Source organism: Pseudomonas sp. S3_E10 (assembly GCF_054667615.1).
Genome location: NZ_CP162743.1, coordinates 5,682,886 through 5,696,767 on the forward strand (window position 1 = coordinate 5,682,886; position 13,882 = coordinate 5,696,767).

The window sequence follows — 13,882 nt, forward strand, 5'->3', positions numbered from 1 at the left end:
GATCGTGCCTCACAAGATGCCGGTAGCGGTGGTCAGTAACCAGATACCAATCACCAGCAACATCGCACCAACCGCCACCGACAAGCCGAACTGGCCCCAAGTTGCTCGCCCGGAATGGATTTCCGAGTAGCGCGTATAGGCGTGGTAGCACACGCCCACAAACATCGACGCCACCACTAACAGCGCGACCAGCGCGATGATGTCGTAGCCATAGTTCTGCATGGTTTCGATAATCCCGCTGCCCTGGCCGCGTGAAGGCTCTTCCATGGTGGGCAAGCCGGCCCGTACGGTCAGCGGGGGCAGTGTGGCAATAGCTATCCAGAGGGGGCGATTTGTGTAACCCATGGCCTCCATCCTTTGCTCACGCGAGCAGGAAAAACGTCAGAAACAGGTACAGCACGAACACCCGCACTGCTACGCCGAAGAACTGGCGTTGGCTGAGACGCTGCTCAGCCCAGCCGGTGTACGCAGTGTTCAGCGCCCAGACACCCCACAGCAACACCAGGGCAAATAGCCCGGCAAGCAGTAACCAGGACAACTCGGAGGGCGAAAATCCAGCGCCGGCCTGGAAGGCGGTAAGTTGTGCGGCGCTCATGGGGCGGGCTCCTGCGGGTCGCGGTAATCACCGATCAACGCCACCGAGTCACGTGGTTGCGCGCGCTGCGGGCTCAGGAAGTGCTGGATGCCCACACGAACCCGCTGAATATCCTGGTGCAGGCGCTGGTAGTCGAAGTGGTAACGCAACGCTGAGGTGTGCGTTTGCACGCTGCTGCGTTGGGCCGTGCGCTCAATGGCATCCAGCTGGCGCAGTACCAGCGCGAGTTGGGTGGAGTCATCCGCCGCGAGCGCGGTTAACGGGGCGAGCAGTGCCCAGCCTAAGGCTTAGCGTTGCAGTACGCGTCGAAAACAGAGCGTGGCCATCCTAGTGTTCCAACCAATGTGTTGGCAGATTGTGCGCGGCGAGGGAGCTATCAACTGTGTCGAATGGGAAATACATCACTCCGGATTGGTGCCGTTACAGGTGCTTCTTGAAATTGGCCACGGTGATGCTGGTCATGATTGCCAGCAGCGCCGTTGTGGGGACGATCAGCAACAAGGGGCTGATGCTCACGGGGGAGGCCAGGTAAACCGTCCACGGCAGGGCCGTCAGCGGTATCAGGCAGGACTTGGCACGGTGATAGATAAACCCCGACTCTCGGCCTGCACCAAACCGCCGCAGATCCCGGCGAACCAGACCATCGATCACGCCCACCAGCACCGCGACCACGCAGAATGGCAGGCACAGGCACAGCACGATCAGGCGTACGCCAAACACCAGTACCGTGTAGATCAAAGCGATCAGATAGTGTTTGAGTTGTGCGGAAAGTCGGTCCAGGTAGTTGCGCATATCCGATTGATAACGCCGAGGCTGCGCCTGAGCGGAGTGCTCCTGTTCCGCCAACCCGGTATCGACCAGCAGGCGTTGGTATCCGAATGCCGCCCAGCGCGCACTGGTTTGTCCTGGTTCTGACATCAGCACGCTGTGGCTGAAGTTCGTAGAAAGCTGGTCCACTTCAAACGTCAGCATATCCTGGGCATGGCGCCAGCCTTGCTGTGGCCAGAACAGCGTCATGCCCATGCACTCGATCAACAGGCTTAAAAGCAATGAACCCAGTAGCACGCCGAAAATATGGAACGGCAGCGTGATCAGGCGCCAGATCAGGCTTTTCGGAGGCGCGGGCTGGCGCTGGGCCCTGGCATTTGGCTCGTTCATAAGTCTGGTGCATCCGGTGTGAGCCCTGCTTGCGGCACCCACCACTCCGTCGCAGGGGCGTAACGTTCACGCATATAGCCCGCCAATACCTGTAAATTTTCCGGCATCTGCTCATCGCGATCCGGGATCGGCAACGGCATGCGGACTTTCCACAACTGGCCTCCCTCCAACACCGCAAACGCCTGACCTTTGGGCAGCGCCACCACATGGGTAGGCTCAATCAACGGCACGCTGGTGGCGGTAATGCGATCATGGGTATTGGAGGTAAACGCCGTCTGGCTATGGGGATCGGAGCTGTCGGTGGTGCCGCTCATGACCTGCGCGCTGTAGACCTCCACTTTGGGAAGCTGCTTGGTCAGCAACTCTGCGGTGGCCATCCCGCGCACCCGCAGCATCACCAGGTTATTGAAATTGCCGATCACCTGACCGGCTTTGGCGCGATTGCCCAGGCGCGCCTCGATATCACTCAGGGTCTGGGTGTAGGCCGTGACCTGAATGCCCGCGCCGCCACCCTTGTTGACCATGGGAATAAACTCATCGCCCATCAGTTCGCTGAACTCATCGGCATGCACATTGACGGGGATCTTGTTGTTGGCCGAAGCGCCGGGCAGGCCATCGTCCACGCCGAATTTATAGAGATGGCCGGCCACCGAGACCAGGTCAGAGAACATTGAGTTGCCCACCGCGGCCGCCACCTCCGCGTCAGACAACGCATCCAGGCCCACATACACCACCGCGCGTTTGCGGATGATCTGCAGCCAATCAAAGATCGGTCGTGGGTCTTTAAGGTCCGTGTAGTCAGGTGCCAATAACTGCGCGATATTGCCAGTGGTGAGCTTCTCCAGCAGCGGCAGCAATGAGGCTACGATTTTGTCGAAGTAAGTGCGGTCGTAGCGCACCGCTGAACGCAAGCCGTCCATCACCGGGTCGTACAGCCGTGCCTGGGACAGGTATTGCTCGATGGCCACCACGCGCCGTTCCCGCCCCAGCATATGGCGCGGCGTATTGCGCTCATTTAGCCTGGCTTCCAACTGCACGATGGCGTCCCAGGCATTGGGGTCGTGTTTGTCAAAGAACTGCGCGGCGTACTCGATAAACAATGCGTCGATATTGATCACATGCCGTTGAATCAATTGATAGTCCGGACGTTGCCCCAACGCAACCAAGGCGCGGGCGATGATATTGACGAAACGCCAGGCAAACTCGCGAAACGCCGCTGAATTGCCTTCGCCCGACAGTTGCCCGGCGATACGTGAAGCAACCTCAGTGATCCGCCCAAAACGGCCGATGGCGTTATAGCGCGCCGAGATTTCGGGATGCCCCAGATGGAATACGTAGAACTCACGTCCCGCACGGCTGGCCTCCACGTACATGCGCTTGAGCAGTTCGGCATCGCCCTTGGGGTCAAACACGATGCAGACCTCGCCGCGACGAATGTCCTGGGTGATCAACAGCTCAGCCAGGCGGGTTTTGCCCACGCGCGTAGTGCCGAGTACCAGGGTATGGCCGACGCGCTCGGCCAAGGGCAGGGTGACGTCGACTTCATGCAATTCCACCCCATGCAGGCGTGGCAGACCGCCCACCGGCGGCAGCGGACGGATGGGATTGAAGGGGCTGTCCCAGCCGGTCAGACGTGGCAGCTGATTGAGCGGAAAGCGGGCAAACTCCAGGCGTGCTTCCAACCGCCGCGTAAGTTGATACAGCATGGGCGGTTCAACGTACCGGCGAAACTCGGGACGGTAGGTTTGCTGCAACCGGTGGGTGTGGCGTTGGTCCCAACGAAAGCCACGACCGAGGAACAGCCGCTGGTGACTGACTGGGATTTCTCGGGTGGTCATCACATAGCGCGGCAGCCGACGTAATTGTCGGCGATACCTCAGCACCACCTGGGCCTGCCTGAGACGCACAGCACCCAGCGCGGCAAAGGCCAGCGCCGCACCTGCCCCCAATTCGGGCGTTAAGGCCAATGACCATGGAGCGGTGAGACTCAGTGTGGCTGCAGCCGTGCAGGCGGCCACGCTGTACAGCTCTACGGCCGGGCGCAGCAGCACTTCAACCGGATGTACCTGGCGCACCTTACTGCTCGACGGCGTCTGCGGTAATCAATACCGGGTAGTGCTGAAGATTGAGGCGTTGGGCCAGGTCATCGGCGGCGACCGGCGACAGCGTGAGGTCGGGCGCGGCTTGGCGTAATTGCTCGAGGGCCGTGGGTGAGTCGACATTCACCACCAGGCCTATGGCGTTGAGATCACGCAAGGTTGCGTAGCGTTGTTGCAGCCAAGTGCGCGAGCGCGGGTCATCGCCAATCAGAAACAGCGGCGGCAAGCCTGGCGCATCCAGGCTGCGGGAGCTGACGTCGCCTGGGCTGAGCAGGGCTGAGCGAACCGGCAGCATATCGGCTTCGCTGAACGGTTCGAGGTCAGACGCCCAAGTGATATTGCAAAGAGCGAATAACAGTAAGGCTGTTGATCTAATCATGGTGGGGTTTTCCCTTCACCGATCAGCTTGGCCAAATGCAGACTGATACGGTTGCGGTAACGTGTAGCGAGCTCGCCGCCGGCAGGGCGGTGGTAGCGGCCGGCGGCGGTTAGCCAGTTTTCTCCGGGGCGGTGGTTATCTCGCAGGATGGCGGCCGCGATGGCCAGATTGCGGTAGGGATCGAGCAGCTCGCAGGGTCGGCGATAATGGCGTTTTTGATAACCCAGGTTGAGTTGAGCCAGGCCTACATCAATGCGGGTTGTCAGGTTTTTCTGGAGAGCGGCTTTTAAGGCGCTGCAGGCCTGGGCGCGGTTCGGGTAGTAATACGGCCCCCCGGCAATATTGAGTGTCCAGGGCCAGGGAATGGTCTGGCCACGTAAGCGAATACCGCTTTCCTGCTGGGCCATGGCGTAGAGCACCACCGCCGGAACAGCCGCCGAGCGTGCAGCGAGCTGATAGGCCGATGGCGGCGTCTGCGCCGTGGCAGATAACATCCATATGCTTGTCAGCAAACCTATAGCCGTCTTCACTGACGCACCCATCGGCCGTCCATCCGACGAACCACGGCAGGTAAATCGCCGGAGATGCCCAGCGACTGCCATCGCCCGTTGTCGTGGTTGAGCGTGATGTGTTGGTCACGCACTTTGTTGGGATCAACGCCCGTGCGCAACGCCCATTGGCGTAGGCGGCTATCGTCCTGCTGGCTGTCCACCAGATATAGGTCAAACCCGCTGTTCGCCGCTTGCAATTGCTGGATTTTCTGCGCGCACTGTGAGCAATCGGCCCTGACAAATACCGCCAGGCGCTCCGTTGATGGCAGATGCGTGCTAGGTAGGTCCACTCGCAGCTGTCCTGGAAACGCTTGCGCCCAGGCCTCGTCATAGGCGCGTTGATACGTCAGCAGTTTCTCCACGCGCGCTGCTTCTGCGTCCACCTGCAAGCGGGCATAGCGTTGACGTTCTTCCACTGAGCGAGCCTCGATACCCAAAGCACTCAGCGGATCAAGGTTGGGCGAGTAGATGCCAAGTGGGCCCTGCATCAGCTGACGATAGCGCTCCCATTCCCCTGGGGTGAGCAGCCAGGCTTGTGCGAGTTGCGCTTCGTTTAGCAGCGTAATGGAAGACAGCTTGATGGGACTATCGGCTGTGCGCAGATCTTGTGCGTCCGCATTGGCTGCCACTGCGATCAGCAGGAGTGTGAGCAGAGGGCGCGACATGCATACCTCCTAAGGCAACGGCAGGCGGCGGACCGTACGATCCACCCGGAATACCGCGCTGGACGCTTCCAGCGTTTCAAGTATCCAGCCTTGCCGGGTCTCACCGACGCGGAGTAACTGGGTTTGCTCAAGCGTCTTGGCGTTGCGCGGCGTCACTGCGAGAAAACGTTCTCCACCGCGCAACTCCACACCGATGATTTGAAACGGTGGCGGGATTGGCTTACGTGGTAACGGTTTGGGTGCGGATTGAGGTTTGGCTTCAACGACTGCGGCAACTGGGGCAGGCGGCAGTGATTCAAGACGCTGCACTTGTTGCTCCAGATCACGCAGCGCTTGCCAGGGCGCGCGCTGCTCAACGGTTTTAGCGATGACGGCGACTCGCGCCTCGAGTGTTTGTTGCAGCGCTCTCAGGTCCGCAGGGCTGGCTGCCGGGGGTAGGGTGACCGGGGTTTCCAACTGAGCCAAACGTTCTTGAAGTGCCTGGACGTCGAACTGTGATGCCGATTGGTTTTGGGCAACATACTGGGAGATCAGTGCAGCGCTGACCACCAGGCTCCAAACGATACCCGCGGCGCCAAGCAGTTGCCGACGCTCCATTAATTGGGTCATGGCGTCGGCTCCTGCTCTGTAGCGGGCGTAAAGCAGATACGGCGTTGAGTGTGGTCAGGCTGCAATCTCCATGTCGGTCCAGCCAATGTCTTTAACGCATCCTGCAGCGACATTGGGCGAAGTCGAAAATGCGCGGCCGGCAACGGCAATTCATACAGCACCGACGACTTAGGGCAATGCTCGCCCAGTTGATAGCCGGAAAAGCGCAGCACGTAGCGCACGGCATCGCCGACCGTCAGGTCCCAGCCAGACGGCAGCGTGATATCGACGACCTGCTCCAGCAAGACCTGTTGAGCCTGCTCAGGCCGGATTTCTACCAAGGTGTAGCGGCCGGAGCGAATCACCGGAGTCGCAGGCTGCGCTTGCGCCACTACGGTCACTGGCACATCTACACGTTCCGGCGTAGGGGTTGTGCATCCACTGATCACGGCGCAACTCAGCAGCACGGCGGCCAGGGAAGAGGATCGCGTCATGGTGAAAGCCCCGTCTTAGAAGTTGCGCCCAGCATGCCGATCACAGGCCGATTGAGCCGCTCATAAACCGCTGCCGTTGCTGACCTCTTTACGCAAACAGCAAAACGGCCTCCGAAGAGGCCGTCTGCTGAGAGTTACCTGCATCAGTATTCTTCTGGCAACAGAAGTGTCGTGATGCTGCGATCGGCTTCGGTAATGATCCACAACCACTGATCTTCCGAGACCTTGTACGAGGACAGCACGCGATTGCCATGCACCAAGGCGTCAGCATTGGCCTGCTGATCCTCGTCACTGAGGTCACCCCAGTCACCTTGAAGGTGACGCATCAGGTACTCCAGTGGGTCCAGTTCATCGTTTTGCACTAACGCTTGGACACCGGCAGTCATCCCTACGATGCCAAATGAGAAGTTTGGATCATCCTGCAACAGATTGATCAACGACATGATAGAACTCCCAAGGGCCATTCAAGACCCTGCTGGCTAGGACATGGATCATCAGAACGATGCCTCGCCGGCATCAGGAGGAGACGCGTTTGCGCGGCTGTCCAAGGACTCATCAACGACATCGTCCCGAATCTTCGGCTCGGCCTTGTAAACCTCGACGCCATCGATCTTGATCCAGCTCACAAACAACAACCGGGCCTTCAGGCTCACGCCGTGCTTCCCGGCATACTTGCCCTTGGCATAGGTAAAAACATCCGCCCATAAATCGCCCAGGCGAAAACCGATCAGCACTTTGCGTTCAGCCGACACGGCTGCCGCGCAACGGCGAATCAACTCCTGAGCCTCAGCGCCCGAGACCCGCACATCGAAACGGCGGTACTCCACATCAGTGCTAGGCCCAGTCAACGCCGCAATGTCACAGGCGAGAAAGGGTTGGCCTTTTTTCGGAGTGATTTCTCGAATACGGTTCAAGTAACCAAGGCCAGAGATATGCAAATCGAAGTAGCTGGGTTGAGTGGTTTCAGTGGTCATTTCATGCCTCCAGAAGATGAGCAAAAAACGAGGCACACCGAGCCCCTAAGGGAGGTGAGTCCCGTTGGGGTTATGGATCGTGGGATCCGGGTGGAAGAGAGTGCATCCATCATCACAAGGTGATGAGCGTTCGCGCTGGGGATGCGGCGAGCGAACTGGCGAGGTCAGCGCCTTGGGGACGGCGTCGTAGCCTTGAAGACCGGGGCTACCTGGGCATGTTGCTGAGGGGCGTCAGCGGACACGGGGGGGAGAGTGGGCTGGTCCGGAGTTGCTGTCGTTTTGAAAGGGGTTTTTTGGCTGGTCCGGATTTCACCACCTCACATCTGCATTTGAGCAGTAACTATCTTTTTCTGATATTCAGTTTTTGCCTTGAAAGTAGCGAGATACAGACTACTTTAACGATGGATGGCATCGTGCCATGTGCTCATGGACGTTAAGGAGAGGCTCATGTACAAAGCAGTAATGCCAATACTGTTACTAGCGATGCTGGGATGTACAACCCCGCCTCTCACTCTTCCGAATTCACAAACCGATTATCGCCCGCCTTCGCCTTATGAAACGGACGACGAAGAACCCTGCGCAGTTACGGGGCCGGAAATTTCGGCCGGAATGAGCCAAGCTAGCCTTATTGATGGTGCAGCCCGAAAAGCATATACCCGAGGCTGTGAGTACGCCGGTTATATCGACTCAGCCAAAAACTTCGGAGCAATATCGGATCAGACAACTTTGGGCTTGATCGCAGGTGCAGGTTTTGGCGCTTTAACTAGCACGCACTCTGATTTTATTAAGGCATTTGGAGCGCTCGCCGGCCTGTCTCTAGGCAGCAAACTGTATGTAAATCCTAAGGTCCAAATGGCTACCTACGGCAAGGCTGCCATTTCTGCTCAGTGCATGGGTGACTCACTAAGTGATCTGTTAATAATAGTTAATAATTACAAAAGCGAATTGGCTGACGTTACTCAGCTAGAGCGGCAAGCAGACGAGTTTGCGGCAACCCTGGAAGCGTTGAGCTATAACATTGAAGCGCAGAAAATGATCGTTGAACTCGGAACTCCCAGCTTGATTTCTGACGTTTTCATCCTCACTAAAAATGCTAAGCAAGACGCTGAAAATAAAAAACAAGCACTCAAGCTAGTACGCAATGCACACCGACTAACAAATACAAACCTCAGAGTCATTCAAAATTACGTAGCTGCAACTCTGAACACACTCGCGTTTGATATTGAAGCCGCAACGAAAAAAATCGCAGGCACCTCATTGCCATCCAAAGAGCTGATTGACCAAATCAAGGCTTCCGCGGCTCTCAGGTCAAGCTCATTGGCTGATAAAACAGACGCACAAAAGTATTCGGTGGGGATACTTGTAAACCTAGCGAAGGCTGAACCCAGACCAATTCCCTACACTGACCTCATCAGAATCCACAACGAGTACACTGCGTGTATTACCGAATTGACCAAACCCTCTGAACGTCTGGACCTTTGAGAGGAGTCGAGCCGAAGGTTAAGCTTTCAAGCTCGCGCCCCGGAAAGTGAATATTTCGGGGTTTAGTGAACTCAACTTCCTGCAATAGGAGATGGGTTTACTCACTGCCTTCAGCATCTTCTTGCTTCGCAGTTTTGCCCCCCAAGACGACCGCCTCCACCCGATACGGCAATATCCCCACCCGCCGAGCCTCAATCTTAAACGTCACCCGCTCATTCTCATCCTGATCCTCCCAGGCATCCCGCACCGTGCGGCCCTCTACCAACACCCGCATCCCCTTCTGGTAAATCGCTCCCCAATGCTCAGCATCGCGATGCCAGATCTCCACCGGTGCCCAAAAGCCGCCACGGTCTTCATAACCATCCTTGACGGGAACCGGGTTATCAAAATAGATATTCAGACGCAGCAATCGTCGCGGCTCATCATTTCCGTGGGAAAACTCCCGATACTCCGGCGCAGAACCAATATTGCCTTCACCAAAAAAATGCGTGCTCATGGGTTACTCCTCCGATTCAATGGGTCGATTGGTACGATGCAGGTACGCCGCTTCGGCCCGTGCCATTTTCTGCGCGCAGTCGAGCGCTTGGCGGGACAGGGTGTGGCTGAGACTGATCTGCATGTTGAGGACGATGCGTTGCAGTTCCAGCGCGTAAAGGTCGTCGATCAGAACTCCGGGGGTGGCTTCGCTGTTGATCAACTGTTCCCAGAGGGCGACGCCCATTGCGCTGCGGTCCAGGTTGCGCCAGCGCAGAAAGGTCGTACCGGCGCTGGTGACCTGTTGGGCCAGTTGAATGGGCAAGCGGTTGAAGGGATAGGCGGCCGCTTGCATCAGGATTTTTCGGGAAGCGAGTGCGATCAATTCATCCCGCAGTTGTGCGCAGTCGGTGGCCCAGATCTCCAGGCTCCCCTTACCTTTAAAAGGCTGTAAAAGGCCTTTTAGGTAGGCGGTCTGTGCCAGGGGGTGGTAGTCCACCGGTTCCAGTGCTTTGAAGTAAACCGGGATCATGAGTGGTGCTCCTGATCAGTGGATTCAGTAGGGCGGACGATAGGGGGTGCGAACCTCGAGCGGCGGTTGCCGTCGAGGACGTCTGGTGGCAGTTCGCCAAACCTCTCCCGTGCAGCGCGGGCGATGGCATTGTCGGCGGCCAAGTCGCTGCGGCGGCACCCGGAGTAGCGGTATTGCTGGGCCAGGCCAAACAGGCTGCGCAGAGCGTGGGTGCCTTCGTTGAGTGCGCGTGCGAGGGTGCTTCGGTCGATCAAGGCGGTGTGGTAGGCGAGGATAAGGCTGCGGGCCAGGTTGTCGTAGTCGGCCAGCAGATAGACGGCCTTGAAACCGAGTTGCGCGTTGATCAGCAGTGGCAAGTTGATCGGGTGCAGGTTGCAGTTTTCGCCCAGGTGAAGTTCTGGCGGTATGTCGGTAAGGGTCTGCTCGACTTGTTCTCTGAGGGCGTGCAGCCGGGCATGGGTGTCTTGCAGTTTGTCTTCGATGCGCAGCATCCAGGCATCTGAATACGGGTCGTCCAGTTCGGCGCCCCGTTTCATTTTGTTCATGATGGCGATGAAGCCGTTCAGACCGATGATTCCCGCACGGCCTTCGGTGGGCGCTCTACCTCGCCAGATGCTGGAGGCGCGATGGGTGTGCAGGGTCAACTCCATGCTGCTGCGCAGTGCGCCGAGTACGGGGGGCTGGTCGTTGTCCATGGTTGCCGTCGCTCGCGTTGAATAGGAGCGGGCAGCTTGGGAAGAGCGCAGAAGGCTGTCAGTGATCAATGGGCGTAGCAAAGTAACCGGTTTAAAGGGTGGAACACAGTGGCGCTTGCTGGTGCTATCCCCCGGGGATAATTGATCTCAAGTCAGTGGTTGCGTAAGTGCAACAAGGCGCGCAATTCGGCCATATGGGCCTCAGCTATCTCGGGGTCGCGGGGATTGGGCTCCTGCGCGTCAGGCACAGAGGACTGCATCGGCCCAGCGGGTGCGGCCCAGGGCGTGAACTCACCCTTGAGTGCTTTTTGAACGATCCCAAACAGGTAGCCGGCGGGGTTATGCACGTGCTGCTGGCGACAACGCGCGCTCCACTCATCCAGTACGGCTTGCTGCAACGTGCTATCCACTTGGCCCAGCGCCAGGCGCGCAGCGGATTGTTGCGCGGGTTTGAGGGCAGTGAAGCTGTTGGGCCAGCGGAGGGGCACCGTTTCAGTACGTAGTTTTTTCTTTGCTTTTGTACTTACAGTACTGTCCTGCTTCGGAATTCGAAGAGAGTGGTGGGTCGTGGGTTTGCCGCCTACTTCGGATTCCGAAGCAGGGGATAGCTGATTCCGAATAAGGGCGGCTTGCCCCACTTCGGATTGGCGATCCAACCGTTGCATCAGCAACTGCACGCGGGTCGGCAATAGCTTGCCTTGGAGCAATGGGTCATCGCTGATTTCCTTTAACACCTGAATCGCCACGCATTGCACGGCCTTGCTGAGATGGTCCAGCGCATGGCTCACCAATTCCAGATATTCCGGGTCCAGTTGCAGAGTTTCAAATGGTGTTAGCGGCTCGTCGTGCAGGACGTAGAGGTTGCCCTGCAAGCGACCCGTCTCGGCGTCGCGACGTCGTTGCACCAGGCTCAACCAGCGTGACAGTCGCAGCATGGTCAGGGCTTTGGCGATGGTTTCGTGGGAGGCCTTGGCGCCACAGGGCATGGACGCGAGGAACGGGCGCAACTGTTCGTAAGAGGGGAAAACGGTGGTGGTGTTATCGAGCAACTGCAGGCGAATGATCTGCCAGGCATTACGTTCCAAGGGCGTGAGGCGGATATCCAGGAACAGCGCGCGGGGCACGGTTTCATGGCGGTTACCGCTGAATAGAAACCCATCGCCCGCTGAGGTACCTGGGCTCTGTGGTTCACGAGGGCACATGTTTTACACCAACTGTTGTTCGATCCAGCTGCGGCCGGCGGCCCAAATGACCGAGGCAGGATGGCCAAGGCGTTCAGCCAGGTCGAGCGCCAAGTCAAGTAGACCCAGCTCATCATTGAGCGCAATGGCTCGGGCATCGACTTGGGGTTTCCACTGATGCCACAGCTCGATTTCCTCGGTTTCGGTCAGCACTGGGTGGCGGCCTTTGCGTTTGGGCAGACCAAGGATATCGCGGCGTAGGGCAATTTCCTGATGGGTGAGGCCGTAAAAGTCGCAGACCATCTCGGTGCTGGCGCCGAGGCGCAGCATACGGTCGACGGCGGCGACTTCCTGGGCGGTGTTGTCGGCCTGGCGCAGGATGCGTTCAATCACGGCATGGTTGACCGTGACGGTGCACCAGGGCGCCTGGGAGTTTAGCAACAGGCTGACCAGGGCGGGTTGTTTGAGGGCTGCCAAGTCGCTGTCGCTGAAGCCCATGGCTTTACAGCGGCGCAGTTGGCCGTTGCGCAGGTCGTGCAGGGCTTGAACGATTACGGCCTGGTTGAGTGGGTGGGGGATCAGCACGGTGTCCTCCCAGAGTCATCATCTGCGACGAGTTGGTGCAGGCGGCGTGCCAAGCGGATCATGCGGAATAGCTTGATCAGGCTATCATCGTCCAGGCCCGCTTGCGCCAGTAACTCATGGGGTTCGACCGGACAGCTCGGTGTGATGATGGCGTTCAACAAGGCGAGCGTGTCATTGGAACAGGTCGACGGTGTGTCATCGCTGCACAGAAAACCGTAACCGCCCTCAACCGTTTGCAGGCTATTTTCATAGCCCGCTGCGTTGGCGATCTCACGGGCAAATTGGGCGATATGAATCCGCAGACGATGCGGTGTGTCAAGACTGGGCTCTATGCGCCAAATATCGTTGATAGGGTAGAGGCTATCGGTGTGAATGGGCAGTGAGGGTTCTTCCGCGTCAGTTGTGTTTTCTGCTTCAACCAGCGTCTGGATCGCGGCAAGGCGCTCAGTGAGGACTGGCGGCGGTGCTTCTTTCCGTGGCTCGGTGATTGGGGGCGGCGTGGTTGTAGCACTGGTAGGCGATGTCGCTACAGGCAATGGCTCTGGTGCCTGTGGCTCAAGCGCCAACGCCGACTGACGATTCCCCGCGATAGAGATATCCAGATTGAGCGCGTCATAGTCCACCGCCAACTGCTCGGCCATCTGCCCGACTAGCTCATCCTGGACACGTGAAAGCAGGAATTGCCCCGGCTCATTGTCAAAGGCGGCTAGCACATCTTGAAATAACGTCGAAAAGCTCTGCGCCTGAGTGTATTGCTCCCAGGTACGCTCGGCGGCTCGGCGCATAGTGGCCAGCCGCTCCACCTGATGGCGGCCGAGCCCGCCGTACAGCACCTTGGGAATCGCCGGTAACAGAAAGTGCACGGCATCCTGCATACGGCTGATATGCGACTGCTGAATCGGATAGCCATCGGCACACAGAAGCCTTGCCAGTTCGGACTGGGACAAGCTCCGATCCAGCTCTTGCTCGTATAACTCCCGGGACTTTTCAACGCCCAATGCGCGTTCAATAAAGGTCAAACGACTGTGCAATTCACTCTCGGCCAGATGCCCAGTCAGCGCGATTATTTCGCCTCGGGTTGGCCAGGGTCTGAACAGGCAGGGAATTCGAAAAAAGCGCTCATTCTGAGTCTCTTCCCATAGCTCCCCCAGAATGGCCAGGCGTGTATTGCCGCCAGAACGGATCATAAAAAAGGTGTCACCGGGGCGTCGTGTAATCGATGGCGGCGTATCCAGCCCACGCTCCTGAATAGAGGCTTTAAGCAGCTCGTAGCGCGGGTTTCGTGTGACCCTCGGGTCCAGCGAATATGGGCGCAGTTGATCCAGTGTCACGATCATCGGCGTATCCGCAATCGGGTCGCTCATCGCCGCCTGCGACGCATCGCTACGCGCAAAACCAGGCACCTGTAATTGCTCAACCATGGCCTGAAT

Annotated in this window: 17 protein-coding genes and 2 pseudogenes; 1 reads left to right on the forward strand and 18 read right to left on the reverse strand. The window is 58.2% G+C overall.

Annotation, left to right across the window (positions count from 1 at the left end; translation table 11 throughout):
• Positions 1-9 precede the first annotated feature (9 nt).
• The 12 genes and pseudogenes from AB4N98_RS25995 to AB4N98_RS26050 form a co-directional block, all read right to left on the reverse strand.
• The gene (locus AB4N98_RS25995; RefSeq protein ID WP_263596850.1) at positions 10-345 is read right to left on the reverse strand and encodes a TIGR03745 family integrating conjugative element membrane protein; all 336 of its coding nucleotides are present in this window, start codon (positions 343-345) and stop codon (positions 10-12) included.
• Between the two features lie 16 nt (positions 346-361).
• Positions 362-595 (reverse strand): TIGR03758 family integrating conjugative element protein, encoded by a 234-nt coding sequence (locus AB4N98_RS26000; RefSeq protein WP_460149045.1) that lies wholly within the window; start codon positions 593-595, stop codon positions 362-364.
• Positions 592-801: an integrative conjugative element protein, RAQPRD family gene (locus AB4N98_RS26005; RefSeq protein WP_460149554.1), complete on the reverse strand. Its 210-nt coding sequence runs from the start codon at positions 799-801 to the stop codon at positions 592-594. The genes AB4N98_RS26000 and AB4N98_RS26005 overlap by 4 nt, the downstream gene beginning before the upstream one ends.
• A gap of 214 nt (positions 802-1,015) precedes the next feature.
• Entirely contained in the window at positions 1,016-1,753 is a 738-nt protein-coding gene (locus AB4N98_RS26010) for a TIGR03747 family integrating conjugative element membrane protein (RefSeq protein WP_460149046.1), read from the reverse strand.
• Positions 1,750-3,828, reverse strand: coding sequence for a type IV conjugative transfer system coupling protein TraD (traD, locus tag AB4N98_RS26015; RefSeq protein ID WP_460149047.1), 2,079 nt, complete (start codon positions 3,826-3,828; stop codon positions 1,750-1,752). Before traD ends, AB4N98_RS26010 begins: the two co-directional genes overlap by 4 nt.
• Before the next feature lies 1 nt (position 3,829).
• Positions 3,830-4,159: pseudogene (locus AB4N98_RS26020) on the reverse strand (integrating conjugative element protein); the annotation flags it as partial.
• A 68-nt stretch (positions 4,160-4,227) separates the two neighbouring features.
• Positions 4,228-4,725: a transglycosylase SLT domain-containing protein gene (locus AB4N98_RS26025; protein WP_460149048.1), complete on the reverse strand. Its 498-nt coding sequence runs from the start codon at positions 4,723-4,725 to the stop codon at positions 4,228-4,230.
• A gap of 32 nt (positions 4,726-4,757) precedes the next feature.
• On the reverse strand, positions 4,758-5,447 hold the full coding sequence (locus tag AB4N98_RS26030; protein ID WP_460149049.1) for a TIGR03759 family integrating conjugative element protein: 690 nt from the start codon (positions 5,445-5,447) through the stop codon (positions 4,758-4,760).
• A 9-nt stretch (positions 5,448-5,456) separates the two neighbouring features.
• A complete protein-coding gene (locus AB4N98_RS26035) occupies positions 5,457-6,056 on the reverse strand; it encodes a hypothetical protein (protein WP_460149050.1) in 600 nt (199 codons plus the stop codon).
• A complete protein-coding gene (pilL2, locus tag AB4N98_RS26040; RefSeq protein WP_460149051.1) occupies positions 6,053-6,529 on the reverse strand; it encodes a PFGI-1 class ICE element type IV pilus protein PilL2 in 477 nt (158 codons plus the stop codon). Before pilL2 ends, AB4N98_RS26035 begins: the two co-directional genes overlap by 4 nt.
• Before the next feature lie 143 nt (positions 6,530-6,672).
• Positions 6,673-6,972, reverse strand: a complete 300-nt coding sequence (locus tag AB4N98_RS26045) for a hypothetical protein (RefSeq protein WP_460149052.1) — start codon at positions 6,970-6,972, stop codon at positions 6,673-6,675.
• Between the two features lie 51 nt (positions 6,973-7,023).
• A complete protein-coding gene (locus AB4N98_RS26050) occupies positions 7,024-7,503 on the reverse strand; it encodes an STY4534 family ICE replication protein (RefSeq protein ID WP_460149053.1) in 480 nt (159 codons plus the stop codon).
• Between the two features lie 447 nt (positions 7,504-7,950).
• On the opposite strand from AB4N98_RS26050, the gene AB4N98_RS26055 reads away from it, so the two are divergent.
• Complete coding sequence (locus tag AB4N98_RS26055) at positions 7,951-8,985, forward strand: hypothetical protein (RefSeq protein ID WP_150675542.1); 1,035 nt, start codon at positions 7,951-7,953, stop codon at positions 8,983-8,985.
• A 97-nt stretch (positions 8,986-9,082) separates the two neighbouring features.
• On the opposite strand, the gene AB4N98_RS26060 is transcribed toward AB4N98_RS26055, so the two are convergent.
• The 6 genes and pseudogenes from AB4N98_RS26060 to AB4N98_RS26085 form a co-directional block, all read right to left on the reverse strand.
• The gene (locus AB4N98_RS26060) at positions 9,083-9,481 is read right to left on the reverse strand and encodes a single-stranded DNA-binding protein (RefSeq protein ID WP_150675543.1); all 399 of its coding nucleotides are present in this window, start codon (positions 9,479-9,481) and stop codon (positions 9,083-9,085) included.
• 3 nt (positions 9,482-9,484) lie between these two features.
• Positions 9,485-9,991 carry a DUF3158 family protein gene (locus AB4N98_RS26065; RefSeq protein ID WP_150675544.1) on the reverse strand — a complete coding sequence of 169 codons (507 nt, stop codon included), beginning with the start codon at positions 9,989-9,991 and terminating at the stop codon, positions 9,485-9,487.
• Positions 9,992-10,017: 26 nt separating this feature from the next.
• Positions 10,018-10,686 (reverse strand): annotated as a pseudogene (locus AB4N98_RS26070) (PFL_4669 family integrating conjugative element protein); the annotation flags it as partial.
• Positions 10,687-10,838: 152 nt separating this feature from the next.
• Positions 10,839-11,888: an STY4528 family pathogenicity island replication protein gene (locus AB4N98_RS26075; RefSeq protein ID WP_150675546.1), complete on the reverse strand. Its 1,050-nt coding sequence runs from the start codon at positions 11,886-11,888 to the stop codon at positions 10,839-10,841.
• 3 nt (positions 11,889-11,891) lie between these two features.
• Entirely contained in the window at positions 11,892-12,452 is a 561-nt protein-coding gene (locus tag AB4N98_RS26080; protein WP_150675547.1) for a DUF2857 domain-containing protein, read from the reverse strand.
• On the reverse strand, positions 12,446-13,873 hold the full coding sequence (locus tag AB4N98_RS26085; RefSeq protein ID WP_460149054.1) for a ParB family protein: 1,428 nt from the start codon (positions 13,871-13,873) through the stop codon (positions 12,446-12,448). Before AB4N98_RS26085 ends, AB4N98_RS26080 begins: the two co-directional genes overlap by 7 nt.
• Between the last annotated feature and the right edge of the window lie 9 nt (positions 13,874-13,882).